The sequence below is a fragment of the Leifsonia sp. McL0618 genome, assembly GCF_049994905.1.
Lineage (GTDB): Bacteria > Actinomycetota > Actinomycetes > Actinomycetales > Microbacteriaceae > Diaminobutyricibacter.
Genome location: NZ_CP188258.1, coordinates 1,477,954 through 1,501,777, shown reverse-complemented (window position 1 = coordinate 1,501,777; position 23,824 = coordinate 1,477,954). Strand labels below are relative to the sequence as shown.

Here is a 23,824-nt window from a genome sequence, read left to right as displayed (position 1 = left end):
TGTCAAGCCTTGCGCATATAGGCTCGCACCGTCAGAGGGGCGAACACCAGCACGATCACGGCGGCGCCGAGAAGTGCCGTCCAGGCGTCGACGCCGAACACGCCGTTGTTGGCCAGGTCCCGCACCGCAGTCACCAGGTGAGACACCGGATTGATGTTGACGAACCACTGCAGCCATTCGGGCATCGTGTTGACCGGCACGAAGGCGTTCGAGAGGAACGTGAGCGGGAACAGGATCAGGAACGAGATGCCCTGGACAGAGCTCGCGGTTCGTGCGATCACGCCGAAGAAGGCGAAGATCCAGCTGATCGCCCAGGACGAGACGATCACGAGCACCCCTGCGAGCACGACGAACCCGAAGCCGGCCGCTGGACGGTACCCCATGATGTAGCCCATCAGGAAGGTGATGCTCGTTGCGATGGCGTACCGGATGGTGTCGGCCAGCAGTGCGCCGGCGAGCGGTGCTATGCGTGCGATCGGCAGCGACTTGAAGCGGTCGAACACGCCTTTGTCCATGTCTTCGCGCAATTGCACGCCGGTCACGACCGAGGTCGTGATGACGGTCTGCACGAGGATGCCCGGAATGATGATCGGCAGGTAGCTCTGCACGTCTCCCGAGATCGCGCCACCGAAGATGTAGGTGAACATCACTGTGAAGATGATCGGCTGCAGCGTGACGTCGAACAGTTGCTCTGGCGTGCGCTTGATCTTGAGGACACCGCGGTATGCCATCGTCAAGGAATTGGCGATGGACTGTCGGATGCTGACGTGGTTGCGGAGGTTGCGCTCCGACGGTGGGGTGATGGTCGGTGTGTTGACGGTGACGGCGCTCATGCGCTGACCCTTTCTGATTCTGCAGAGTCGGTGGCGTCGTCGGACTTCTCGTCGTCGACCCCGTGCCCGGTGAGTGTGAGGAACACCTCGTCGAGCGTCGGCTTCTGCACGGACATCTCGGTGAGGTGGATGCCGGCTTCGCGGAAGGTGACGAGCAGGTCCGCGACGATGTCGGGGTTGCGCATCGGCGCGGTGACGCGGGTGCCTTCCGGCGAGACGACCGACTCGACGCCGAGCACGGAGGTGATCGCGCGGCGCGCGTCCTCCATGTCTGCGGGGTCGGCGAGTCGCAGCTGCAGGGAGGACTCGCCCACGGACGCCTTCAGCTCATCCGATGTGCCTTCGGCGACGACGCGCCCGCGGTCGATCACGGCGATGCGGTCGGCGAGCTGGTCGGCTTCGTCGAGGTACTGCGTGGTGAGCAGCACGGTCGAACCGGTGGCGACCAAGCGACGGATGGTGTCCCACATCTGGGCGCGGGTGCGCGGGTCGAGCCCGGTGGTCGGCTCGTCGAGGAAGATGAGGGGTGGCTGCGCGATCAGGCTCGCCGCGAGGTCGAGGCGGCGGCGCATCCCGCCGGAGAACTTGCTGAGCGGGCGCTTCGCGGCATCGCTCAGGCCGAACTCTTCGAGCAGCTCGGCGCTCTTGCGCTTCGCCTCTGCGCGGCTGAGGCCGAGCAGGCGGGAGAAGATGACCAGGTTCTCGGTGGCCGACAGGCGCTCGTCGACCGACGCGAACTGTGCGGTCACACCGATGAGCTGGCGCACGATCTGCTGTTCGCGGCGCACGTCGTGGCCGAAGATGGTGGCCGTTCCGCCGTCGGGCTTGAGCAGGGTGGCGAGCATGCTGATGGTCGTCGTCTTGCCGGCCCCGTTCGGGCCAAGCACGCCGTAGACCGTTCCGGCGCGAACGCTGAGGTCGACGCCGTCGACCGCGCGGTTGTCGCCGAAGACCTTGACGAGCCCGTGGGCTTCGACAGCCCAGTCGGAGCTGGTGGTCATGATGATCCTTTCTGTGGATGCGTGGTGCGATGTCAATGGTGGTGCGGGTGACTTACACGGGGCTTACGCAGCGCTTACAGGCGCAGCTGTGCCGTGAAAGCCGCAGCGGATGCGCGTGGCGGCGTCAGTCCGACAGGGCTGCGACGAGAGCCTGACGGTCGATTCCGGCCAGTTCGAGCGCCCTGGGCACCGTTCCGAGCTGCAGGTCGAGCAGGGCGATGGCGAGATCTTTCTCGGCCATCCGGCGCCGGCGGTCCGGGCCGGTGCGCATGCGTGATGCGATGACCAAGGTCTGCCGTGCCGATGCACCCCAGCGCGGTCGGGTGACACGCGCCGTCGAGACGAGCCGCTCATCCGGTACCGGGGCGACGCCCGCGGACTGGAGGCTCGCCGCACGCTCGGCTCGCAGTACCCGGATGACACCCGCGTGATCGAGGCCGGCGGCGGCGAGCGTCGCAGCCGGATCCTTGTCGGTGTCGTCGGCCAGCGCGAGAAGGAGGTGTTCCGCCTCGACCGCGCTGTCACCGCGACGCTGGGCCTCGCTCACCGCACGGTTGATGATCGGACGGAGGGTCCGCGGGAAGGAGGACTCATCCATTTCGTCTCCTGAGGTCGATTCCCGCGTCGTCGAGACGGCGCAGGTGCTTCTTGTGGGCGGCCTGCCGCGACACCCCGAGCGCTTCGGCGACCTGGGTCCACGACCAGCCTTCGCGGAGGGCGCGTTCGACTTCGGCGTCTTCGAGCCGGTCGGCGAGTTCGCGGAGCGCGACGACCGAGGCCAGTCCGTCGGCCACTCCGCCGAGTGGATCTGGTGTGATGGGAGGCATGTAAGCAACTTAGGTTGCTTCTCCAGTTTTGTCAACCCCGGTTGCTTATTCGCGGCGAACGCGCAGGTGGGCCGCCCGGCGCATTCGTGCGCGTGTGCACTCATTCGCGCACGAATCGTGCGCGAGCAGGAACGTAGACTTGGATTGTGACAGCGTACGTCTCGGCATTCGACCTCTTCTCGATCGGCATCGGCCCCTCGAGTTCCCACACTGTCGGCCCGATGCGTGCGGCGCGCGCGTTCGCCACCCGGCTCGCCGACGACGGGATCCTCGACCAGGTGAGCCACGTCACCTGCACCCTGTACGGCTCCCTCGGCGCGACCGGCATCGGCCACGGGACACCCGACGCCGTCATCGCGGGCCTCGCCGATATCGCCCCCGAGACCTGCGATCCGGCCGAAGTGCGCGGCGCCTGGGCCGGCCTCGGCACCGACGCGACCATCCTGCTCGCGGGCACGCACCGCATCCCGATCTCCAGCGACGACATCGCGTTCGAACCGCGCACCCGCCTGCCCGGCCACCCCAACGCACTCAGCCTGAGCGCCTGGGGCCAGGGGCCGGACGGCACGACGGATGTGCTCCCCCTCGTCGAAGAGACCTATTACTCGATCGGCGGCGGTTTCATCCGCCGCGACGGCGAAGAAGCCGAGCTCGCCGCTCGTGCAGCGCATCCGCTTCCGTACCACACGTCCGCCCAGCTCATCGGGATCTGCGACGACCTCGACATCCCCATCTGCGAAGTCGCGCGGCTCAACGAATTCGCGCTGCACGGCGAGAAGCAGACGATCGAACGGCTCGACCTGATCTGGTCGGCGATGGCCGAATGTGTCGCCAACGGGCTCGCCGGCGACGGCACGCTCCCGGGCGGACTCGGTGTGCGGCGACGCGCCGCCGCCCTGCGCGAGCACCTGGAGGTCGCCGATCGCGTGCCGCAGCGCGACACCTCCATCGAATGGCTCCACGCCTTCGCGCTGGCCGTCAACGAAGAGAACGCATCGGGGGGACGCGTCGTGACCGCCCCGACCAACGGCGCCGCGGGAATCGTGCCCGCCGTCGCCCACTACTACATGAGGTTCGTTCCGGGGGCGTCGCAGGACGGCATCCGCAAATATCTCCTCACCGCCACGGCGATCGGCTCGCTGTTCAAAGCGAACGCCTCCATCTCCGGAGCCGAAGGAGGCTGCCAGGCCGAAGTCGGCTCCGCGTGCGCCATGGCGGCCGGCGCCCTGTGCGCTGTGCTCGGGGGAACGCCACGACAGGTGGAGAACGCCGCCGAGATCGCGATGGAACACCATCTCGGCCTGACCTGCGACCCCGTCGGCGGGCTGGTTCAGATCCCATGCATCGAACGCAACGCCATCGCGTCGTCGACCGCCGTCTCCGCGGCCCGGCTCGCGCTCCACGGCGACGGGATCCACCTCGTCTCGCTCGACACCGTGATCGAGACCATGCGCCAGACCGGCCTCGACATGTCCACGAAGTACAAGGAGACGAGCGAAGGCGGACTCGCCGTCAACGTCATCGAGTGCTGACCGGTCCGCCGCATTACGACGTGTTGCGGCGCTCGAAGCGCCCGTCGCCTGCACTGGCTAGCGTTGACGACGTGACCAGCTCATCCGCATCCCCTGACGCTCCCGCGACCACCCCGATCGTCGGTGCCGCCCTCGACGGGCCGACCGTGTCGACGCAGTGGCTCGCCGACCACCTGGGTTCCGACGGGCTCGTCATCCTCGACGCGACCGTGCTGCAGGTGCCGCATCCGCACGGCGGCCTCGCCTGGCTCAGCGGACTGGACCAGTACCTCGTCGACGGGCACATCCCCGGCTCGGTGTTCGCCGACCTGCTCGAGACCTTCAGCGACCCCTCCGGCGCCTACGCGTTCAGCCGGCCGGATGCGGCGCAGTTCGCAGCCGCCGCCGCTTCCGCCGGGATCGACAACCAGACGACCGTGATCGTCTACGACTCCGTCGTCGGCACGTGGGCCGCCCGCATCTGGTGGCTGTTCCGCGCCTTCGGCTACGACAGGGTCGCCGTTCTGGACGGCGGGCTCACCAAGTGGAAGGCGGAAGGCCGAGCGACCGACACCGGTCACGTCGAGCCGCGAGCCGTTACGGCATTCGTGCCGGTGGAACGCCCCGAGCGCTGGGTGGACAAGTCGTTTGTGCACGACGTGGTGAACGGTCAGGAGCGGGCGACCCTCGTCTGCGCTGTACCGCCCAAGGAGTTCGCCGGAGAAGCCGGCCAGCGGGGCCGTCTCGGCCACATCCCCGGCAGTGTGAGTGCACCGGCCGGCCGCCTCGTCTCGCGTGAGACGAACGCGCTGCTGCCGCTCGATGCGCTTCGCGCCACATTCGCGGATGTGCTCGCCTCTGCCGACCCGATCGTCACCTACTGCGGGGGCGGCATCGCAGCCGCAGCCGACGCTCTCGTTCTCGCCCTGCTCGGCAGGGCCGACGTCGCGATCTACGACGGTTCGCTGAACGAATGGGCGGACGACGACGACGCGCCGCTCGCGCAGGTGGCCGCCTGAGTCTTGCGCCTCAGGCGATCCGCACGACCATCTTGCCGGTGTTCTCTCCGCGCATCAGGCCGATGAACGCGGCCAGCGCATTCTCGATGCCGTCGACGACCGTCTCGTCGTAGACGATCTCGCCCGACGCGACCTTCGGGGCGATCTCGGCGGCGAAATCGGCGGCATGGTGCTGATAGTTGCCGATGGTGAACCCGCGCAGCGTCAGCCCCTTCGTCGTGATCATCGACAGGTTGCGCGGCCCCGGTTCGGCGGTTTCGGCGTTGTATGCCGAGATGGCACCACAGAGAGCGGCGCGCCCGCCGTCGTTGAACGCGAAGATCGCGGCCTCCAGGTGCTCGCCGCCCACGTTGTCGAAGTAGACGTCGATACCGTCGGGGGCCGCCGCCTGGAGCTGGCGGGAGATGTGGCCGTTGCGATAGTTGAATGCCGCGTCGAATCCGTAACGCTCGGTCAGCAGGGCGACCTTCTCATCCGAACCTGCGCTGCCGATCACCCGGGCGGCGCCACGCAGCTTCGCGATCTGGCCGACGGCCGATCCGACAGCGCCTGCCGCACCGGATACGAACACCGTGTCGCCCGGACGCATCTCAGCGATGACCAGCAGCCCGACCCACGCGGTGAGGCTCGTCATGCCGATCGCGCTGAGGTAGGCAGACGACGGGACACCGGGCACCTCGGCGACCGTGCGGAACTGTGCGCCGGGACCCTGAGCGACGTCACGCCAGCCCTGGAAGTGCTGCACGAGGTCGCCGACCGCGTGAGACGGCGAACGGGACTCCACGACGCGGCCCACTGCGCCGCCGACCATGGTCGCACCCAGTGCGTACGGTGGCGTGTACGACTTGACGTCGTTCATGCGTCCGCGCATGTACGGATCGACCGACACGAACTCGTTGCGCACCCGGATCTCGCCGTCGGCGAGCTCCGGCAATTCGACGGTGACGAACCGGAAGTCCTCGTCGACCGGCCATCCCACCGGCCGCCTGACCAGCTGCCACTGGCGGCTGGTCGAACTCGAATGGGCAGGGGCTGGGGTGGTGTTCAGGTCGTCGGTCATAGCATCTCCTGGGGTTCCTGGCGTCTCGTGGACGTCACAATCCTGCACCCCAACGCCGCTCCGCGCCGATTTCTGTGAGTGAAACTGACACTTGGCTGGATTGTTCGCTTCCATGCGTACGAATACTTGCAGTGAATGCATAAACTCGCCTCATGAGTCTCACCGACATCCCCATCAACACCATCGACGGCGAGGCGACCTCGCTCGCTGCGTTCGACGGCAAGGTCATCCTCATCGTCAACGTGGCCTCCCGCTGCGGGCTCGCACCCCAGTACGAGAAGCTCGAGAACCTTCAGAAGGAGTACGGCGATCGCGGGTTCACGGTGATCGGGATCCCGAGCAACCAGTTCCTGCAGGAGCTGAACTCGACGGATGCGATCAAGGAGTACTGCTCGACGACCTGGGGTGTCACGTTCCCGATGATGGAGAAGGTGCGGGTGAACGGGCGCTCACAGCACCCGCTCTACGCCGAGCTCACCAAGACGCCGGATGCGAGCGGCAAGGCCGGCAAGGTCAAGTGGAACTTCGAGAAGTTCATCGTCACTCCGACCGGCGAGGTCCACCGCTTCCGGCCGCAGGTCGAGCCGGATTCGCCGGAGATCCTCCAGCTCATCGAGGCGTCGCTTCCCGTCGCCTGACGACGGGCACGAAGCGACGGGCGCTATGAGCGCGTCAGGACTGTCATCGCCGACCCTCGCCCGGTTCGAGCGTATCCTGCAGCAGCGTCGCGAACTCGACACCGACGAGTCCACCACGCTTGCCGCGTCGATGGGCGACGTCCTGTCCGCCCGCGCCGACGCGCAGGCCGACGACGAGCACGACCCTGAGGGGCCGACGCTGTCGTTCGAGTGGTCGCGCCTCGACGCCGTGCAGCGCGAAGCCGCTGCCGACCTTCACGCCGTGGACGCCGCGCTGTCCCGTCTCGCCGATGGCACGTTCGGGGTGTGCGTGCGGTGCGGCCGGCCCATCGGAATCGATCGTCTGAATGCGCGGCCGACGGCAGAACTCTGCATCGATTGCGCCCGGTCCGTCGGCGCCTGACGCCGGTCGTGGCCGCCTTGGCCCCCTTCTGCCCGACCCTCACTTTGGGGTGGCCGAGTTGACGCCGCTTCCCTCGCTTTGGGGTAATCGACCCCGCACCCCCCTTCCATAGACTCGGTTGTATGCCCGTCTCCGGAGTGTCCGGACCGGGTGCGCACGTGGGAGGAGGTCAGACAGATGACCATTCAGTTGGAGGCGGCAGTTCCCGACGCCGGCTGGTATGAAGATCCGCTGTCGTCGACCACCATGCGCTGGTGGAACGGGCTCAGCTGGACCGAGCACACCCAAAAGCCTTCGACTCCGGCACGCGATTTCGCTGGCAAGGAGTCGACGGCCGGGGCCGGCATTCCGGCTCTCGGGGCTGCCGTTGCGCCGGCACTGACACCCGACGTGCAGAACGCGGGGGGCGACCACTCGCCGTCCGCCCGCTCTGTGGAAGGCACACGATCCGGGCGCGCGCCTGTCGTACCCGCGTGGCTGCGCCCGACGCGCTGGAACACGTACGGCATCTGGGCGATGAGCTTCACACCGTGGATCACCCTGCTGATCGCGGTCACTGTCGGAGCCTTGCTCACGCTCGGCGCAGCGCCGTTCGTGGTGCTCGGAGCCGTGATGCTGCCCCTGCTGCTGTGGATCGCCTTCGCCGTGAGGGATCGCAGGCGTCTCGCCGCGCTGGGCTACCGCAAGCGGGCCTCCTGGGCGTGGGTACTTCTCAGTCCTGTGGCGTATGAGGTCGCGCGTTTCCTCCGGGTTCATCGCGCGTCGGGCCACGGGTGGGCACCCCTGGTGGTTCTGGTCGCGAATGTCGTGATCGTCGCCGGTGGCGTCGTCGGCCTGGCTCTCGTGGTGGAGGCCCCGACGGCCCCCGAACAGTTCAGCTCTGTGGAGGGCACGGTCACCGGCAGCGTCGCCCACTATCTTTCCGCGGGTTTTCTCCGTCCGGGTGATACCCACTGAGCGCTCGCCCGACGGGGCCTGTTTCGCTCAGCGCCCGCTGTGCGCCGCGCGGTAGACCGCTTCCGTTCGGGATGCCGCGCCGACTTTGCGCAGGATGCTCGAGACGTGAACGCTCGCCGTTTTGGCGCTGATGTAGAGCTGTTCTCCGATCTGGCGGTTGCTGAGGCCCTGCTCGATGAGGGCGAGCACCTGCGCTTCACGGTCGGTCAGCCGGGCAGGGTCGAGCTCGGCGCGTGGACGCGGGGCGGGATCGTCGCTGAGCTCGAGACCGGCGTGCGCCGCGAAGTCGTCGATCCACTGCGTGATGAGTCCCAGACCGAGCCGCTCGGAGTCAGAGCGCGCCGTGCGGGCGGCGTTCTCTGCCTCGGCACGATCGCCGGCCACGACGAGGGCCTGCGCGAGCCGGAACCGCGTGTACGGGCGCAGGTGTGCCGGTGCAGTGTCGGCCCGCACCGCCTTTTCGGCTGCCTCCCACGCACCGACGGACGAACCGTCGTGCTCCGCACCACCCAGCTCAGCGTCGATGACCGCACGCCACACGGTAGCCGTCGGCCAGCCCTCGAGGCCCGCCATGACCGTGCGGAGCCGCGCTTCTTCACGTGGAGCGTCTATCGTCGGGTCGACTCTGCCGAGAGCGACGAGGACACGCGCCGCGATGGCGAGCAGCGGAAGATCATATGCCGGCATCGGGCGGCGCGAGGCAGAGGTGATCGCACCCGCATCGTTCCACGCACGCTGCAGGTCACCGTGGGCGTAGGCGATCTCGGCGGCGACACGTGCGAACCCGAGCCGTGACTGCATTTCGAGTTCGCTCTGCACGAGCATGCCGCTGCGCCAGCCCCGAAGCAGCTCGTCAGCGCGCGATGCATCACCGCGCCACAGCGTGAGCCACAGCTTCATGCGCTGCAGGTGCACCCGGAATCCCGGTGGCGGATCCAGCGCGAGGGCGGGATCGAGCAACGACTCGGCTGTATCGAGTCGCCCGGCCGCCAGGAGCGGTTCGACGGTGTTCGACGAGAGCATTACTCCAGAAGTGCGCTCAACGCCACGATCGCGCGCCCGCTCGGCCCCGGTCTGAGCGATCGCGATCGCATCGTCGTACCGGCCGAGGAGGTTCATCACATCGGATGCGTTGACGAAATAGCGCAGCAGCGACCCTCCGTCGGTACCGGCGAGGGTCTTCGCTCTCTCGAGGTCGGCGAGCCCACCGTCGATCTCGCCTTCGCCGACACGGGAGACGCCGCGCATGGTCGCGGCGATCGACATGCGCTCGGTCGCTCCCCGGGCACTCGCCGTCTCGTACGCCCGCGTCGCCGTCTCGATGGCTTCGGCGTAGCGCGCCTCCAGCATGAGGCGACCGGCGAGCTCACCGAGCAACTGGGCACGCAGCTCGCCGTCCTGGTCTGCGCCGTCGTGAGCGACCGGGAGCAGCTCGAGCGCCTCCTGCAGCAACTGGGCCGAGCCAGGCCGGCTGAGGTTGGCCAGGTACTGGGCCTTGTCCCGCAGGAGTCGCGCGTACCGGTCTCCCGCCTTTCGCGGGCACTCTGCGATGGCCATGTTCACCATCGACAGCGCGCGCTCGCCCTCGCCGGCGTTCCGCAGCGCGGACGCGGTCTGGGCCAGCAGGTCGACCCGGGTGCGCCCGGCGATCGCTTCCGCGTCGGCGACGCGATCCCACAGCTCTATCGCCCGTTCGCCCATCGTCGCGGCAGCACCGTACGCGTACGAGAGGCGCGATTCTTCCATCGCCTCGAGCGTTGCGACGAAGGCACGACCGACGTCATGAGCGGCCATCCAGTGATACGAGATCTCGCTCGCCGACCTCGGGCCGCCCCGGCCGCTTTCGAACGCCTCGGCGTAGCGGGTGTGGAAGCGTGCACGCTCCCCGGGAAGGAGGTCGGCGTGGATCGCCTCACGCACCAGGGCGTGCCGGAACGAGTACTCGTTGTCGTCGGTGGTGAGCACGTTTGCGGTCACCGCTTCGCGCGCGGCGGCTCGAGCTCCTCAGGCGTTCCCGTGAACACAGCGGCGAGGACTTCGTGATCGACGCAGCCGCCCCCCGCGGAGATGAGCCGGAGCACGTGCTGGGTCGGTTCGCTGAGCCGTTCATACCGTGCGAGCAGGAGCTCGCGAAGTGTCTCAGGGAGGTCGTCGCCTGTTCCGAGGTGGTCGATGCCGATCAGCTCTTCGACGAAGAACGGGACACCCTCGCTGAGCTGGTAGACCCGGTCGACAGTGGCGGCATCGGCCGGGCACCCGAGGATCTGCTCCGACTGTGTCGCGACCTGGGCCCGGTCGAGGCGCCCGAGCTCCCAGCGCACCACGCGTCGCGTGCGCTCGAGCTCAGGCAGGTAGGAACGCAGCGGATGCCCGCGCAGCACCTCATCGCTGCGGTAGCTGAGCACGATCAGGATCTTTCCGCCGGCCAGCATGCGGATCAGGAAGCGGACGAGCTCGAGGGTGGCCGCGTCGGCCCAGTGGATGTCTTCGATGATGATGACGAGCTGGCGCTCCCGCGAGACGTTCTCGAACAGCACCGCGACGAGTTCGTAGAGGCGTTCGACGCCCGTGCGCGCCGCCGTTCCCGGCGAGTCGAGCCCCTCGATCGAGCTCAGCTCGGGAAGCAGCACCGTCAGCGCACTGCGGCTGGGGCCGGCGGCATCGAGGAGCGCGCCGATTCCGATGTCGTCTGCGAGCTGCCGGAGGATGCCGGTGAACGGCGCGTACGGAGCCCCGTCAGCGCCGAGGTCGACGCTGCGCCCCGTCAGGACGAGCGCCGAACGCGATGCCTCTGCCCGGAATTCATCGAGCAGGCGCGTCTTGCCGATGCCGGCCTCTCCACCAACGACGACGGCCCGGGGAGACCCCTCGGAACTCTCCGCGAGCTGTTCACGCAACGTCTCGAGATCGGGTTCGCGCCCGATCATGGAGGGGCTCGCCGCCGGTGACTTCATGGCTTCATCGTGCCACGAACCACCGACGTTCGAAGGGGGTTTCCCCACCCCCTTCGCCAGCGGCGAACGAGCGGTCATCGCACCGCCGCGTGGAGCTCTCTGCCCGCCCCGGATTCCACCAGGGGCGCCGCTTCATCGCCGGCAGGAGCGCCGACGACGACAGGCGCCGAGCGCAGGATCGCCTCGACGGTCACCGTCTCCGGCACGATCGCAGCCACCGCCTCCGGCGCGGCCACGACCCCGACCTTGCGTGCCCGGCGAGCGGTCGCACGCTCATCTTTCGCGAGCGCCTTGCGCTCGGCGATGACCCGGCGAAGCTCGATCTCACGTGCGCGCTCGGCCTCGGCATATGCGTTGAGCCTGTGTGCGGTGAACTCTTCGGCGAACTGCATGATCTCTCCCCTGTTCTTCGTGCTCTCTCTGTCATCAATGCTGGTTTCTAAGGTGGGTGCCCGGCATCGGGAGGATGCCCTATTTATCCCCCGCCCGGAGCCTCGACACAGACGCGCACGGGGAGAAAGCTGGAGGCATGGCCTCTCCCATCGAGCACACCCCGCCCTACTACGTCGGCTATTTCATCGGAAGCCTCTCCGAGCAGTCGATCAACCGCACTCTCGCCCGCGCGCTCATGCGCCTCGCGCCGCGCGAACTGGAGTTCACCGAGATCGTGATCAAGGACCTCCCGCTCTACAACCGCGATCTCGACGGCCACTTCCCGCAGTCGGCGATCGACTTCAAGGCATCGATCGCCGAACAGGACGCCCTCCTGTTCGTCACGCCCGAGTACAACCGTTCGATTCCCGGTGCCCTCAAGAACGCGATCGACTGGGCGAGCCGTCCCCACGGGGCGAATGTCATCGCGCGCAAAGCCACCGCCGTGATCGGCGCGTCGCCCGGCGCAATCGGAACGGCCGTCGCCCAGCAGGGCCTGCGCAGCATCCTGAGCTTCCTGAACGCGCCGCAGATGAACGCGCCGGAGGCCTACATCACGGTGCGTCCCGGCCTCATCACCCCCGAAGGCGAGATCACGAACCCGGCGACCGAGGACTTCCTCCGCGCGTGGATGGTGTCGTTCTACGAATACATCGAGCGCGTGCTCACCGTCGTTCCCAGCCCGGCCAGGGGCGATGCGCGCGGATGACCGTCAGCGACCGCCGGACAGCTTGCGGCTCCGCTGCGTGATCGCCGGTGCCCCGTACGGGTAGTCGTCGGCGCGCGGGCTGCTCACCCTGTCGAGCATCCGCACCTCATCGTCGGTGAGTTCGAGGTCACCGGCGGCGAGGTTGTCCGCGAGCTGGCCGACCGTGCGGGCGCCCAGGATGACGGACGTCACGGCCGGACGCTCCAGCAGCCACGCCAGCGCGACCTGCGACGACGAGACGCCGTGCGCGCCGGCAACCCGCGCCACCGCATCGACGACCTCCCACGTGCGGGGGTCGGCATTGCGGTTGTCCCAGGCCTCCATGCCCCGCTTCGGATTCTCCCCCAGCCTCGTCGCACCCGTCGGCGCCTGGTCGCGCACATATTTGCCGCTCAGCCAGCCGCCTGCCAGCGGCGACCACGGAAGGAGGCCGACGCCTGCGTCGATCGCGGCCGGAACGACCTCATGCTCGATGCCGCGCACCAATAGGTTGTACTGGGGCTGCAGCGTGACCGGTGGCGTCCATCCGTTCGCCTTCGCGATGTGCACGGCCTTGGTGAGCTGCCAGCCCAGATAATTCGAGAAGCCGTAGTACCCGATCATGCCCCGGCTCACCGCGTCATCGAGGAAGCGCAGCGTCTCCTCGATCGGGGTCAGGCCGTCCCACGCGTGCATCTGGTACAGGTCGATGTGGTCGACCCCGAGTCGGCGGAGCGACGCTTCGAGTGCCCGGCGAAGGTGTGTGCGCGAGAGTCCGAGGTCGTTCGGCCCCTCGCCCGTCGGGAACCGTCCCTTCGTGGCGAGCACGAGGCGCTCACGGTCGGTCGGATGCACTGCCAGCCAGCGACCGATGATCGACTCCGATGCGCCTGCACTGTAGACGTCGGCCGTGTCGACGAACGTTCCGCCCGCCTCGACGAACGCGTCGAAGATCGCGTGCGAGTCGGTCTCGTCGGCTTCTGCCCCGAAGGTCATCGTTCCGAGCGCGAACTCGGAGACGACGGTTCCGCTGGGGCCCAGTGTGCGATAGTCCATGCCTCGACGCTAGACCCGTGAGCGCCTCTCGTGCAGGGTCAGTTCGCGTCGTATGCGGCCTTCAGCCAGTCGAAGACCTCGTCGTCGAGCTCTGCACGGTCGGTGATGCGCACCCGGTGGGTCACCATCGCGTTCCAGCTGCCCGCAGCAGCGAACCGCCCGGTCGGGTCGACGCCCTTGCGCTTGATGCCGAGGTCGAGGCGTTCCCCCGTCGGCTGGACGACAGCGAACTTCCTGCCGCCTTTGGTGAGGCTCACGTAGCTGTCGGTCGGCGCGACGGAGACGTCGTCGCCCCATCCCTGTGCGCGATCGAGAACGGAGTCGTATGCGTCACGCCAGCGGGCCCGGGTGCCCGAGAAGACGGCATCCACCTTGTCGGCCTGCGTCGACGGCCCAGCCGCCTGGTTCTTCAGCAGCTGCACGATCGCCATGGCGTGACCGCGCCCGAGTCCGTAGTCGTCGCCCAGCCAGGTGACGACGTCGCCCGCTCTGGTGGACGGCGAATCGAAGCCCTTGTCGTGGGCGATCGCGAGCAGCTGATCGATCGACATTCCCGTCCTGGCGGTGATCGTGTCGAGATATGCCTGGAACGACATGTTTTCCTCCCCGTCGGCGATCTGCGCAGATCCGCTGCCCATCCACTCTGGCACATCCCGGCACCGCGCACGAGGCGCGCCTAGGCTGGAGGCATGACCCCGGGATCCTCGCTCCGCCTGGTCGTGATGAGCGACACCCACATCCCGAAGCGCGCCCGCGAGCTCCCGCCCGCCCTGTGGCGGGCCGTGGATGAGGCGGATGTCGTCATCCACGCCGGTGACTGGGTCGACTCCGCTACGCTCGACGCGCTCGATTCGCGCTCGCGACGGCTCGTCGCCGTCTTCGGGAACAACGACGGGGCAGACCTGCGCCTCAGGCTCCCCGAGGTGGCGCGTGCCGGGCTCGGAGGGCTGCGCTTCGCCGTTGTGCACGAGACCGGGCCGTCCGAGGGCCGGGAGGCCCGCATGGACCGCGCGTTTCCCGACGCCGACGTGCTCGTGTTCGGGCACAGCCACATTCCCTGGGACACGACCTCCCCGCGCGGACTCCGGCTCCTCAACCCGGGCTCGCCCACCGATCGGCGGCGCCAGCCCCATCACACCTTTCTGACGGCCACCGTCTCCGATGGGGCGCTGCGCGACGTCGAACTCGTCGCGCTGACCTGACCGCCGCCCGGGTCAGGCGACGGGAACCAGGAAGCCGTCGCCGATGAGCGCACGCACCGAAGGCAGCAGCTCCGCGGTCAGTTCGGCGGCATCGACCTCGAGGAGGTCGGCGATCGCCGCGGCGATCGCGCCAACGGTCAGCTCCCCGTCGCACGCGCCGACGAGCGCGATCAGCGCCGTACCGGCCTGGATTGTGCGGCCGAAGCCTCCACCCTGGCGCAGCAACATGGCCGTCGGGCCCTCGGCGCCCGGCCAGAAGTGGCGTTCCTCGGTCACATCGGGGGCCGCAGCGAGGCGGGAGGACAGGAGTGCCTCATCCGGCGTGCCGGCCTCCCAGTCGTGGGCGGCGAAAGCGGTACCGAGGTGCACGCCGAGTCCAGCCTCGTTCTCCCCCAGCGCCCCATGCAGCCGCTCCAGCCTGCGCAGTGTCGGAGCTCCCGCCTCGGGCCGTCGCAGCAGCACATAGCCGAATCCGACCGAGGTCACTCCCCTGGCCGCGAAATCGTCGAGCCATGCCGCGAGCAACGCGTCGAATTCCGCCGTTCCCGGCCGCGTTCCGCCGTCGCGGATCCACGTCTCGGCGTATTCGGCGGCATCCTGGACGTCGCGCTCGATCACCCACGCGTCCAGTTCCGCTGCGGGCCCGGTGTCGAGCCAGCCGCGCACCCGGTCGAAGGCGTCGCCGTCGCCGCGGTACTCCCAGTTGGCGAGAAGCTGGGCGACACCGCCGGAAGCGAGGAATCGCGCAGCGCTCTCGACGACGGCTTCGACGAGGGCGTCTCCGATCATCCCGCCGTCCCGGTATTCGTATGCGGGCACGCCGTCGCGGCGCGGCGTGATCACGAACGGCGGGTTGGACACGATCTGGCCGAATCGCTCGCCGGCGACCGGCGAGAACAGGCTGCCGTTGCGGAATTCGATGTTCCCCACGCCGTTCAGGCGGGCGTTGAATGCGGCGAGCTCGAGCGCTCGGTCCGAGATGTCGGTCGCAACGACGCGGTCTGCGTGCCGCGACGCATGCAGCGCCTGGATTCCGCATCCGGTGCCGAGGTCGAGTGCGGATGCGACCGGCGCCTGAAACATCAGCCCGCTCAGCGTCATCGACGCCCCGCCCACCCCGAGCACATGGTCTTCGGGTAGCGCGTGGCCGAGCGCGAGCTCGCCCAGATCGGATGCGATCCACCATTCGCCCGCGCCCAGGGCATCCACGAAACTGTACGGCCGCAGGTCGATCCGGGGAACCGCGAGGCCGTCCTCCACCGCGACCAGGCCGAGCTCCACCGCGCCGTCGACCGTGAGCCCAGGCAGGGCGCGCCCGAACTCCCCGACCGGAGCCGGGGCGCCCAGCACGAAGACGCGGGCGAGGGTTGCGAGCCCTGCCGACGGCCCCGACCGGTACGTATCGATAGCGCGGAGGGCCGGGATGCGCTGGCCCCGGTACAGGGCCGCCGCGGCAACCTCACCCCAGAGCACCCCGAGTTCGGTGACCGAGAACCGCGCCGCGACCAGATCGGCCCGAAGGCGGTCCACGGAATCGGTCATCGCACCATTCAACTCCATCGGCACCGGTCGCATCGAACGGCCTGTCGGCGACAATGGTTCGATGATCCGCAAACGCATCGTGGTCACCGGTGTCGTGCAAGGCGTCGGGTTCCGCTGGAGCGCGCGCGACGTCGCGCGCAAGCTCGGAGTGGTGGGCTTCGCCTTCAACCGGGCCGACGGAGCGGTGGAGGTCGAAGCAGAAGGCGAGCCGGCTGCAGTCCTGCGGATGCTGGCATGGCTGTCCGACGGACCCCCCGGCTCGCAGGTGACGGCCGTCGACGTCACCGACCTCGAACCCGTCGGCGATGACGGTTTCCGCATCATCGCGAGACAATAAACAGATGAACACCGCGACGCTGCTCCTGCTCACCCATCCTGCGACCTCATCCGCGCCGACCGACGACAACGGATTCGTCGAAGCGGACGCCTCATCGCCCCACGTGAACGTCATGGACCTCGGGATCACCCGCGGCGACGGCTTCTTCGAGACGATCAGCGTCGTCGCAGGGCATCCACAGGCCCTCGAGCCCCATCTGGCACGGCTGAAGCATTCAGCGGAACTCATGGACATGCCCGAACCCGACACCGACGTGTGGCGTCTGGCCGTCCTGGCCGGCATCGAGGCGCACCAGCTCGAGCACGGTGTGCAGCGCGAACTCTTCGCGAAGCTGATCATGACCAGGGGCGTCGAGGGAACCGGTACGCCCACCGGCTGGGTGTACGTGGACACCGGTGAAGACTTCACGGCAGCTCGCGAAGGTATCCGGGTCGTGAGCCTCGACCGCGGCTACCGCCACGACGTCGCAGAGACCTCGCCCTGGCTGCTGCAGGGCGCGAAGACCCTCTCCTACGCGGCGAACCGGGCAGCACTGCGCGAAGCAGCACGTCGCGGAGCCGACGACGTCATCTTCGTCAGCTCCGACGGCTATGCCCTCGAAGGACCGACGTCGAACGTCATCGTGCGCAACGGCAACCGCGTGCGCACACCGGCGACCGACCAGGGCATCCTCGCCGGAACGACGCAGGCGAGCGTCTTCGAGTTCTTCGACGCGCGCGGATTCGAGACGGCGTACGAGCACATCCCGGCGAACGAGCTGGCCGCCGCCGACGCGCTCTGGCTGGTGTCGAGCGTTCGGCAGGCCTCACCGATCACGAACCTCGACGGCAGAGACTTCCAGGTCGACGCGGACCTCGCCGCAGAGCTCAACACCTACCTCCTCTCGCGCACCCACTGACCCGCCGCGACGGGGTTGCCCTGTCGGCTCAGGCACGTAGGCTGGACGGACTGACAGACGACGATCGCGTACGAGGAGGACGACCGTGTCGGAGCACGTGCCCACCAGCCTCGAAGTCCTGCGCCAGCAGGCACGCGACGAACTGTCTGCCGTGATCGAGTTCCGGTGTCGCCGGGGCGACGATCCGTGGGAATTCATCCCGGACCTTCCGAGCGTCGACGAGCAGGTGGTCAACACCCTCCGTGAAGACGCGATCGATGCCTACGGCCTCGGGGAGGAGCGGGCACGGGCACACCACCCGACATCGAGCAGGACGACGCTCGTACGGTTCGAATACCAGCTGCTGCGTCAGATCGCGCTCGATCACCCTGACCTGAGCACAGCGGTCTGGGCCCTGCTCGACCGGCTCGACACCCGCTGAGCGGCGTGGGCGAGCGCAGGCCGCGCCACAGTTAGCGGAGCGCGGCCGGGTTCTGCACCGGCATCCGGCAGACGAAGTCGCGGCAGGCGTACGCGGTCGGATGCGCATCCACCGCGATCCTCCCCTCGAACAGGTCGAACCCATCGGCAGCGAACGACATCGCCTGCGCTCCCGTGACCACCGCCACCAGTCCGGATGCCCGGCGCCGGACCGCCGCGACGAGGCCGAGCGAATCCTCGCCCTCGGTCACCACCACCAGCTGCTCCGTTTCGTCTGCGAGTGCAGACATCAGTTCCAGCGCGGCGCCGAACGCCGTCGGGTTGTCGAGCGCCGGAGCGGCGACGACACCCATGCCTTCCCTGGCAGCGCGCTCATACCGCCGCTCGCCGGTGAGCAGGTACAGGGTATGGGCTGCTGCGGCGATCGAGGTCAGGCCCGACGGATACGCGCCCTCCGACGGGTCGATGCGGATGGCCATCCCATTGCCGTCGAGAACCGGGTCGGAGCCGCCCGGGGCGCCGAACGGCTCGGTGCCGACCGGGCCCGCGGCGATCGCGAGGTCGACCAGATCACGGGCCGCGGCGGCGTCGTCGACGGAACCCGTCGTGGTGGCGAGCGCGAGCAGGCCGCCGGCCAGGCCGCCGTAGTCTTCGAGGGTGGCGAACGCATCCGACGTCCGGTCGTCGAGAGACGCCCGGACCAGGGTTCCGTCCGGGCGCCGGTGACGGTCGAGCAGGAAATCGGCCGCGCGGCGCGCTGCGGCCGACCAGTCGGAACGATCGAAGGCGAACCCGGCGCGGGCCAGGGCTGCGATGGCGAGGCCGTTCCATCCGGTCAGCACTTTGCCGTCGACGGCGGGCGGCTCGAGCATCCGCCGCTCCTCCGCCGTCGCCGCGTAATACCGTCCCTCGACGCGCACGCCGTCGATGACCGACTCCGAGTCCTGCGCCGACGCGAAAGCGCCGCCCGCACGCCGCATCACCGTCTGCAGGAAACCGGCGATCCCGTCGGCTGCCGTCGCGGCCCACCCGGCATCGGTGCGCTGCCAGGCCCGCGTGTACGCGTCGAGCAGCAGGGCGTTGTCGTAGAGCATGCGCTCATAGTGCGGCTCACCCCAGTCGCGCCGCGTCGCATAACGGAAGAAACCGCCCTCGACCGGGTCGCGCAGCGGCGACGCGGCCATGCGCTCGAGCGTCCGCGTGCCCAGGTCGGCACCGCGGTCGCGGGAGAGCAGAAAGCGGAGCACCGGCGCGATCGGGAACTTCGGCGCACCCCCGAAGCCACCGAACTCCTCATCCTCGAAACCCGCCAGCAGGTCGACGGCGCGGTCCAGGGGCGCAGCCGACGGCAGGTCGGAGGCCGCGGTCGCCGCGGCGGATGCGGCACGGATCGCCTCGACGACCTTCGCTGCGTTGTCCTCGACCTCCGCACGCCGCGTCGACCACGCATCCCAGACCGCCTCGAGAACCTGGTGGAACGAAGCGCGATCGGCCACCGGGACGGGAGGGAAATACGTTCCCGCGAAAAACGCGCGACCGCGGGTCGTCGCGAACACGGTCAGCGGCCAGCCCAGGTTGCCGGTGAACGCGCTCGCCGCCGACAGATAGCTCGCGTCGACCTCCGGGTACTCTTCGCGGTCCACCTTGATCGCGACGAAGCGCTCATTCAGGTAGGCGGCGAGCTCCGGGTCGCTGAAACTCTCGCGCGCCATCACGTGGCACCAGTGGCAGGTCGCGTAGCCGATCGAGATCAGGACGGGGACGTCGCGGCGCTCGGCCTCCGCGAAGGCGTCGGGCCCCCACGGAAACCAGTCGACGGGGTTGTCGGCGTGGGAACGCAGGTACGGGCTGATAGCGGATGCGAGCCGGTTGGCCATCCACCCAGCGTAGTCGGCGGCCCGTCAGGCGCAGGTGACGCGCAGGTGATGCGCAGGTCAGGCGGCGCAGCCGTAATAGCCCTGGTCGGCCTCGAGTTCGGGGGCCCAGTCCGGGCGCGGACGAGCGTCGTCGATGGCGACCCAGTGGCCGTCGACGAACTCGTAGGTCCAGCGCGGACCTTCCGCAAGAAAACGGGAGAGCTCCGAGATCAGCAGGTCGACATCCGACAGCCTGCTCCCGACGCCGAAACTCGCCCGCACGGCCGGACCGGTGATGCCGAGACGCTCCAGCAGCGGATGCGCGCAGAACTTTCCGTCACGGACACCGATGCCCGCCTCCGCCGAGAGCGCCGTCGCCAGCAGTCTGGAGTCGACCCCGTCGACCGTGAAACTCACGACGCCGACAGCATCCGCCGCGTCGGGGAAGATGCGGTGGATGCGCACCCCCGGCAGCCCGCCGATCCCGTCGACGAGGCGGTCGCGCAGGGCGTGCTCGTGCGACTCCCACTCGCGGATGTCGAGCGCTGAGAGCTCCTGGATCGCGCGCGCGAGGGCAGTGACGCCGATGACATTCGGCGAGCCGGCTTCGTGTCGCGCCGGCCCCGTGCGCCAGGTCGCCGAATCGAGGCCGACCTGGGTCACGGCACCGCCGCCTCGCAGGTATGGTTCGCCGAAATCGAGCCAGTCGCGGCGACCGACCAGCACGCCGGAGCCGAACGGCGCATACGTCTTGTGCCCGGAGAAGGCAAGGTAGTCGACCCCGTCGAACGCGATCGAGACGCGGCGGTGCGGAACCAGCTGCGCGCCATCCACGGCAAGACGCGTACCGTGCCGGTGCGCGATCGTCGCCAGCCGGCGCAGCGGGAGGGTCTCCCCCGTGACATTGCTTGCGCCGGTGACCGCGAGAAGTGCGGCGGGGCGGGAGGCGAGTTCCGCATCCACCCGCTTCAGCGTCTCCTCGAGGGTGTCACCGGCCTTCACGATGCGGGCGTTCGTTTTCACCCACGGGAGGAGGTTCGCGTGATGTTCGATGTCGAGAACGACCGTCTCACCGGGAACGACCGAGGCGAGCAGGTTGATCGAGTCCGTCGTGTTGCGGGTGAAGATCACGAGGTCGTCCTGGCGTGCGCCCACGAAGTCGCCGACGACGCGGCGGGCGTGCTCGTACGCTGCCGTCGACACCTGGGATGCATAACCCGCGCCGCGATGCACGCTCGCATACAGCGGCAGCACGTCGGTCACGTGGCGGGCGACCGCCTCGAGCGCAGGCGAGCTCGCCGCGTAGTCGAGGTTCACGTAACGGGTCTCGCTCCCGTCGACGAGGGGAACCTGGAGGTCGCCGCCGATCACCGGGAGCAGCGGACAGTCGGCGGTGCTCATCGTCCGCCCAGGTACTGTGCGATCGACTCCGACCCGGCGACACTCAGTCGGATGAGCGGCAGCGCCCGTGCCACAGCGAGGTCGATGCGCCCGTGGAGGTCGAGGCTGGAGACCTGGTGGTTCGAGAAATCGGAGTCGTTGGCGTAGACGCCGATGGGAAGGGTCAGCGCCTGGAAGAACCCGAACAGCGGCCGGAACTGGTGCTCGATGATGAGGGCGTGGCGGTCGGATCCCCCCGTCGCCGCGAGGAGGACGGGCTTGTCGACGAGCGCGTATTGGCCGACGAAGTCGAAGAGGTGCTTGAAGAGGCCGGTGAACGATGCGCGGTAGACGGGGCTGGCGACGATCAGGAGGTCGGCGCTCTCGATGCGCTGAAGTTCGGCCTCGACCGAGTCGGGGAGCTGGTCGCGGCGCAGGGCGCCGGCGAATTCCGCACCGATCTCGGTGACCTCAATGAAGTGCGCGTCGATCGGCAGCTCGCGCCCGAAAGCGGCGACGATCTCCTTGACGAGGGCGGTCGTGCGGGATGGAGTGTGCAGGCTGCCGGAGACGGCAACGACACGGAGCGGTCGGGCGGTCGATGGCTGGGACATGAGTCGACGGTAGACCTGGGCGGTGGCGGGTGCCAGCCCGCCCGACACACAGCGTAAAGGAGCCGCGGGGCGTCCCGGGCCGCGAGCGCTCAGGTTCTGAACGCGTGCACGCGCTGCAGCACGGGCACCTGCGCGCGGCGGCGCGGCTACTCGGGCTGGTCGAGCGCGCGCAGGCGGAACGACGAGCTCAGGTAGTAGGCGGCGAGAAGCGCCCAGCCGACGCACACCACGGCGGCGGTGCCGGACTGTTCCGGCGGCGCAGCGAGCGCCCCCAGCAATGAGATCAGCGCGAGCACCGAGGCGATCCCGCCGATGATGAAGCCCGCGAACGGCCGGGCCGTCGCCCGCCACCAGGCCCTGGGCGCGGCGACATCCTCGCCCGGCCCGCGGAAGGTGCGCACGCCGATGAACACGTACACGAAGTTGAGCACGAACACGGCGATCAGGTCGACGACGGGCGGCACCACGTTGTAGATCACGATCGAGTTCAGGGCAAGCACCACGACCTCGCCGACAAGGATGTAGATGACCTTGTTGACCGTCGTCGTTATGCGCACGTCGCGAGCCTATCGTCGCAGCCGGCCATCGGGGGCAAGGTGCGGCCGACGCTAAGCGGTCTCGAAGCGCGCCACCAACTCACGCTTGAGCACCTTGCCACTCGGCCCGAGGGGCAGCACTTCGAGGATCTCGACCCGGCGCGGGTACTTGTATGCAGCGACCTGTTCCTGCGCGAATGCGATGAGGTCGCCGGGGTCAACGGTCTGCCCTGGCATCAGGGTCACGGCCGCCATGATCTCCTGGCCATGGGTGTCATGGCTGACGCCGAACACGGCGACCATCGCAACGGCCGGATGCGTCGACAGCACCTCTTCGACTTCGCGCGGGTACACGTTGTAGCCGTTGCGCACGATCATGTCTTTCTTGCGGTCGACGATGGTGACGTAGTCGTCGTCGCTCTTCGTTCCGAGGTCGCCCGTGCGGAACCACCCGTCGACGATCGCTTCGGCGTTGGCTTCCGGCAGGTGCAGGTACCCCTTCATCAGGTTGTGCCCGCGGATGACGATCTCGCCGAGTTCCCCGCGCGGGAGCAGTTCGATGTGGTCGTCGATTTCGGCGTCGGCGATCTCGACGTCGACACCCCAGATCGGCTGGCCAACCGTTCCGACGCGCGTCGGCTTTCCGCGGTGGTTGAAGGTTGCGACAGGCGACGTCTCGGTGAGTCCGTAGCCTTCGTGCACGTCGATGCCGTAGACCGCTTTCATCCGCTCGATCACGGCGACGGGGATGGCGGCGCCACCGGACATCCCGTATCGCAGCGGCGGCCGCTCCGGGTTCGACTTGGCCGCCTCGAGCAGCGCGATGTACATCGTCGGCACGCCCGTCATGACCGTGCACCGGTGCGCGTTGAGCAGGGCCAGCGCCGTCGCTCCGTCGAACTTCGGTACGAGCACGATCGCCGCCCCGACGCGGAAGCCCAGGTTCATGACGCAGGTCTGCCCGAACGTGTGGAAGAGCGGCAGGCAGCCGAGGATGCGGTCCTCAGCGACGACGTCGAGCGCACCGGCCGCGAGCGTGTTGACCTGTTCGACGAGGGAGAAGTGGCAGCCTTCCGCGCCCTTCGGCTTGCCCGTCGTCCCACTCGTGTAGAGGATCGTGGCTGTATCGAATGGGCTGCGCGGCACGTAGGCGTCGATCGGCCGGGCGGCGCGCGCTTCGTCTTCGAGACGCGCGAACGGGGCCTGGGCGAGCATGTCATCCGGCACCAGTACCGACAGGGTCTCGATCCCCGCGATCGCTGCACCTTTGGCGCCCTCGGCGAGCAGCGGCGCCGCGCAGATCAGCAGCCTCGAGCCGCTGTCGCACAGCACGTAGGCGATCTCCTCGCCTTTCAGCAACGCGTGGACGGGCACGACGACCGCACCGAGCGACAGGATGGCGTAGTACGCCCGCGGAAAGTCCGGCACGTTGGGCACAAGGAGGGCTACCGCGTCGCCCGGCCCGATCCCGCGGGCCCGGAGCGCCCCGGCATAGCCGAGGGTCTGGTCCCAGAGTTCGCCGTAGGTGATCTGCTGTTCACCGAAGATCAGCGCCACGTTGTCGGGCATCCGTCTGGCGGTTTCGGCGAGGATCGACGCGACCGACATGGTCGCATATCCCGTATTCGTCATATTCTCATGTCTCCATCGACTCGAGTCG

The 23,824-nt window shown here is 68.6% G+C and carries 26 protein-coding genes; 10 read left to right on the top strand and 16 right to left on the bottom strand.

All coding sequences use genetic code 11. The features are described from left to right. Positions 1-2: 2 nt before the first annotated feature. The 4 genes from ACPPVQ_RS07150 to ACPPVQ_RS07135 all read right to left on the bottom strand — a co-directional run bounded on the left by ACPPVQ_RS07150 (position 3) and on the right by ACPPVQ_RS07135 (position 2,661). On the bottom strand, positions 3-833 hold the full coding sequence (locus ACPPVQ_RS07150) for an ABC transporter permease (RefSeq protein ID WP_426520056.1): 831 nt from the start codon (positions 831-833) through the stop codon (positions 3-5). After that, positions 830-1,834 (bottom strand): ATP-binding cassette domain-containing protein, encoded by a 1,005-nt coding sequence (locus tag ACPPVQ_RS07145; RefSeq protein ID WP_426520054.1) that lies wholly within the window; start codon positions 1,832-1,834, stop codon positions 830-832. Before ACPPVQ_RS07145 ends, ACPPVQ_RS07150 begins: the two co-directional genes overlap by 4 nt. A gap of 124 nt (positions 1,835-1,958) precedes the next feature. Then, on the bottom strand, positions 1,959-2,432 hold the full coding sequence (locus ACPPVQ_RS07140) for a Clp protease N-terminal domain-containing protein (RefSeq protein WP_426520052.1): 474 nt from the start codon (positions 2,430-2,432) through the stop codon (positions 1,959-1,961). Continuing rightward, the gene (locus ACPPVQ_RS07135; RefSeq protein WP_426520050.1) at positions 2,425-2,661 is read right to left on the bottom strand and encodes a helix-turn-helix domain-containing protein; all 237 of its coding nucleotides are present in this window, start codon (positions 2,659-2,661) and stop codon (positions 2,425-2,427) included. Before ACPPVQ_RS07135 ends, ACPPVQ_RS07140 begins: the two co-directional genes overlap by 8 nt. A gap of 146 nt (positions 2,662-2,807) precedes the next feature. On the opposite strand from ACPPVQ_RS07135, the gene ACPPVQ_RS07130 reads away from it, so the two are divergent. Next, positions 2,808-4,193 (top strand): L-serine ammonia-lyase, encoded by a 1,386-nt coding sequence (locus ACPPVQ_RS07130; RefSeq protein ID WP_426520048.1) that lies wholly within the window; start codon positions 2,808-2,810, stop codon positions 4,191-4,193. 71 nt (positions 4,194-4,264) lie between these two features. Beyond that, the gene (locus tag ACPPVQ_RS07125; protein ID WP_426520046.1) at positions 4,265-5,191 is read left to right on the top strand and encodes a sulfurtransferase; all 927 of its coding nucleotides are present in this window, start codon (positions 4,265-4,267) and stop codon (positions 5,189-5,191) included. Between the two features lie 10 nt (positions 5,192-5,201). Here ACPPVQ_RS07125 and ACPPVQ_RS07120 read toward each other — a convergent pair whose 3' ends face one another. Next, the gene (locus tag ACPPVQ_RS07120) at positions 5,202-6,251 is read right to left on the bottom strand and encodes an NADP-dependent oxidoreductase (RefSeq protein ID WP_426520045.1); all 1,050 of its coding nucleotides are present in this window, start codon (positions 6,249-6,251) and stop codon (positions 5,202-5,204) included. A 152-nt stretch (positions 6,252-6,403) separates the two neighbouring features. Between ACPPVQ_RS07120 and ACPPVQ_RS07115 the strand changes: the two genes are divergently transcribed. From ACPPVQ_RS07115 to ACPPVQ_RS07105, 3 genes are all read left to right on the top strand, one after another. Next, entirely contained in the window at positions 6,404-6,889 is a 486-nt protein-coding gene (locus ACPPVQ_RS07115) for a glutathione peroxidase (protein ID WP_426520043.1), read from the top strand. A 25-nt stretch (positions 6,890-6,914) separates the two neighbouring features. Then, entirely contained in the window at positions 6,915-7,292 is a 378-nt protein-coding gene (locus ACPPVQ_RS07110) for a TraR/DksA family transcriptional regulator (protein WP_426520041.1), read from the top strand. Positions 7,293-7,469: 177 nt separating this feature from the next. After that, positions 7,470-8,249, top strand: coding sequence for a DUF2510 domain-containing protein (locus tag ACPPVQ_RS07105; RefSeq protein ID WP_426520039.1), 780 nt, complete (start codon positions 7,470-7,472; stop codon positions 8,247-8,249). A gap of 27 nt (positions 8,250-8,276) precedes the next feature. Here the strand turns inward: ACPPVQ_RS07105 and ACPPVQ_RS07100 are convergent, their stop codons facing one another. The 3 genes from ACPPVQ_RS07100 to ACPPVQ_RS07090 all read right to left on the bottom strand — a co-directional run bounded on the left by ACPPVQ_RS07100 (position 8,277) and on the right by ACPPVQ_RS07090 (position 11,595). Beyond that, positions 8,277-10,226: a LuxR C-terminal-related transcriptional regulator gene (locus tag ACPPVQ_RS07100; protein ID WP_426520037.1), complete on the bottom strand. Its 1,950-nt coding sequence runs from the start codon at positions 10,224-10,226 to the stop codon at positions 8,277-8,279. Then, positions 10,223-11,203, bottom strand: coding sequence for an ATP-binding protein (locus tag ACPPVQ_RS07095; RefSeq protein ID WP_426520035.1), 981 nt, complete (start codon positions 11,201-11,203; stop codon positions 10,223-10,225). Before ACPPVQ_RS07095 ends, ACPPVQ_RS07100 begins: the two co-directional genes overlap by 4 nt. Positions 11,204-11,277: 74 nt before the next feature. Further along, positions 11,278-11,595, bottom strand: a complete 318-nt coding sequence (locus ACPPVQ_RS07090; protein WP_426520033.1) for a hypothetical protein — start codon at positions 11,593-11,595, stop codon at positions 11,278-11,280. 137 nt (positions 11,596-11,732) lie between these two features. Between ACPPVQ_RS07090 and ACPPVQ_RS07085 the strand changes: the two genes are divergently transcribed. Then, entirely contained in the window at positions 11,733-12,344 is a 612-nt protein-coding gene (locus tag ACPPVQ_RS07085; protein ID WP_426520031.1) for an NADPH-dependent FMN reductase, read from the top strand. Between the two features lie 3 nt (positions 12,345-12,347). Here the strand turns inward: ACPPVQ_RS07085 and ACPPVQ_RS07080 are convergent, their stop codons facing one another. Further along, positions 12,348-13,379, bottom strand: coding sequence for an aldo/keto reductase (locus ACPPVQ_RS07080; RefSeq protein WP_426520029.1), 1,032 nt, complete (start codon positions 13,377-13,379; stop codon positions 12,348-12,350). 38 nt (positions 13,380-13,417) lie between these two features. Continuing rightward, positions 13,418-13,975 (bottom strand): DUF4287 domain-containing protein, encoded by a 558-nt coding sequence (locus ACPPVQ_RS07075; protein ID WP_426520027.1) that lies wholly within the window; start codon positions 13,973-13,975, stop codon positions 13,418-13,420. A 93-nt stretch (positions 13,976-14,068) separates the two neighbouring features. On the opposite strand from ACPPVQ_RS07075, the gene ACPPVQ_RS07070 reads away from it, so the two are divergent. Next, positions 14,069-14,581: a metallophosphoesterase family protein gene (locus ACPPVQ_RS07070; protein WP_426520025.1), complete on the top strand. Its 513-nt coding sequence runs from the start codon at positions 14,069-14,071 to the stop codon at positions 14,579-14,581. A 12-nt stretch (positions 14,582-14,593) separates the two neighbouring features. Here the strand turns inward: ACPPVQ_RS07070 and ACPPVQ_RS07065 are convergent, their stop codons facing one another. Continuing rightward, the gene (locus ACPPVQ_RS07065; protein WP_426520023.1) at positions 14,594-16,123 is read right to left on the bottom strand and encodes a DUF7059 domain-containing protein; all 1,530 of its coding nucleotides are present in this window, start codon (positions 16,121-16,123) and stop codon (positions 14,594-14,596) included. A 61-nt stretch (positions 16,124-16,184) separates the two neighbouring features. Here ACPPVQ_RS07065 and ACPPVQ_RS07060 point away from each other — a divergent pair, with 61 nt between their 5' ends. The 3 genes from ACPPVQ_RS07060 (at position 16,185) to ACPPVQ_RS07050 (ending at position 17,779) form a co-directional block, all read left to right on the top strand. Then, positions 16,185-16,460 (top strand): acylphosphatase, encoded by a 276-nt coding sequence (locus tag ACPPVQ_RS07060; protein ID WP_426520021.1) that lies wholly within the window; start codon positions 16,185-16,187, stop codon positions 16,458-16,460. 4 nt (positions 16,461-16,464) lie between these two features. Beyond that, positions 16,465-17,358: an aminodeoxychorismate lyase gene (locus ACPPVQ_RS07055; protein WP_426520019.1), complete on the top strand. Its 894-nt coding sequence runs from the start codon at positions 16,465-16,467 to the stop codon at positions 17,356-17,358. Between the two features lie 85 nt (positions 17,359-17,443). Continuing rightward, positions 17,444-17,779 carry a hypothetical protein gene (locus tag ACPPVQ_RS07050; protein ID WP_426520017.1) on the top strand — a complete coding sequence of 112 codons (336 nt, stop codon included), beginning with the start codon at positions 17,444-17,446 and terminating at the stop codon, positions 17,777-17,779. Positions 17,780-17,810: 31 nt separating this feature from the next. Here ACPPVQ_RS07050 and ACPPVQ_RS07045 read toward each other — a convergent pair whose 3' ends face one another. The 5 genes from ACPPVQ_RS07045 to ACPPVQ_RS07025 form a co-directional block, all read right to left on the bottom strand. Further along, a complete protein-coding gene (locus ACPPVQ_RS07045) occupies positions 17,811-19,655 on the bottom strand; it encodes a thioredoxin domain-containing protein (protein ID WP_426520015.1) in 1,845 nt (614 codons plus the stop codon). 57 nt (positions 19,656-19,712) lie between these two features. After that, positions 19,713-21,035 (bottom strand): aminotransferase class V-fold PLP-dependent enzyme, encoded by a 1,323-nt coding sequence (locus tag ACPPVQ_RS07040; RefSeq protein WP_426520013.1) that lies wholly within the window; start codon positions 21,033-21,035, stop codon positions 19,713-19,715. Next, complete coding sequence (gene msuE / locus ACPPVQ_RS07035) at positions 21,032-21,628, bottom strand: FMN reductase (protein ID WP_426520011.1); 597 nt, start codon at positions 21,626-21,628, stop codon at positions 21,032-21,034. The genes ACPPVQ_RS07040 and msuE overlap by 4 nt, the downstream gene beginning before the upstream one ends. 146 nt (positions 21,629-21,774) lie before the next feature. Continuing rightward, positions 21,775-22,185: a hypothetical protein gene (locus tag ACPPVQ_RS07030; RefSeq protein WP_426520009.1), complete on the bottom strand. Its 411-nt coding sequence runs from the start codon at positions 22,183-22,185 to the stop codon at positions 21,775-21,777. 51 nt (positions 22,186-22,236) lie between these two features. After that, positions 22,237-23,796, bottom strand: a complete 1,560-nt coding sequence (locus ACPPVQ_RS07025) for a long-chain-fatty-acid--CoA ligase (RefSeq protein ID WP_426520007.1) — start codon at positions 23,794-23,796, stop codon at positions 22,237-22,239. Between the last annotated feature and the right edge of the window lie 28 nt (positions 23,797-23,824).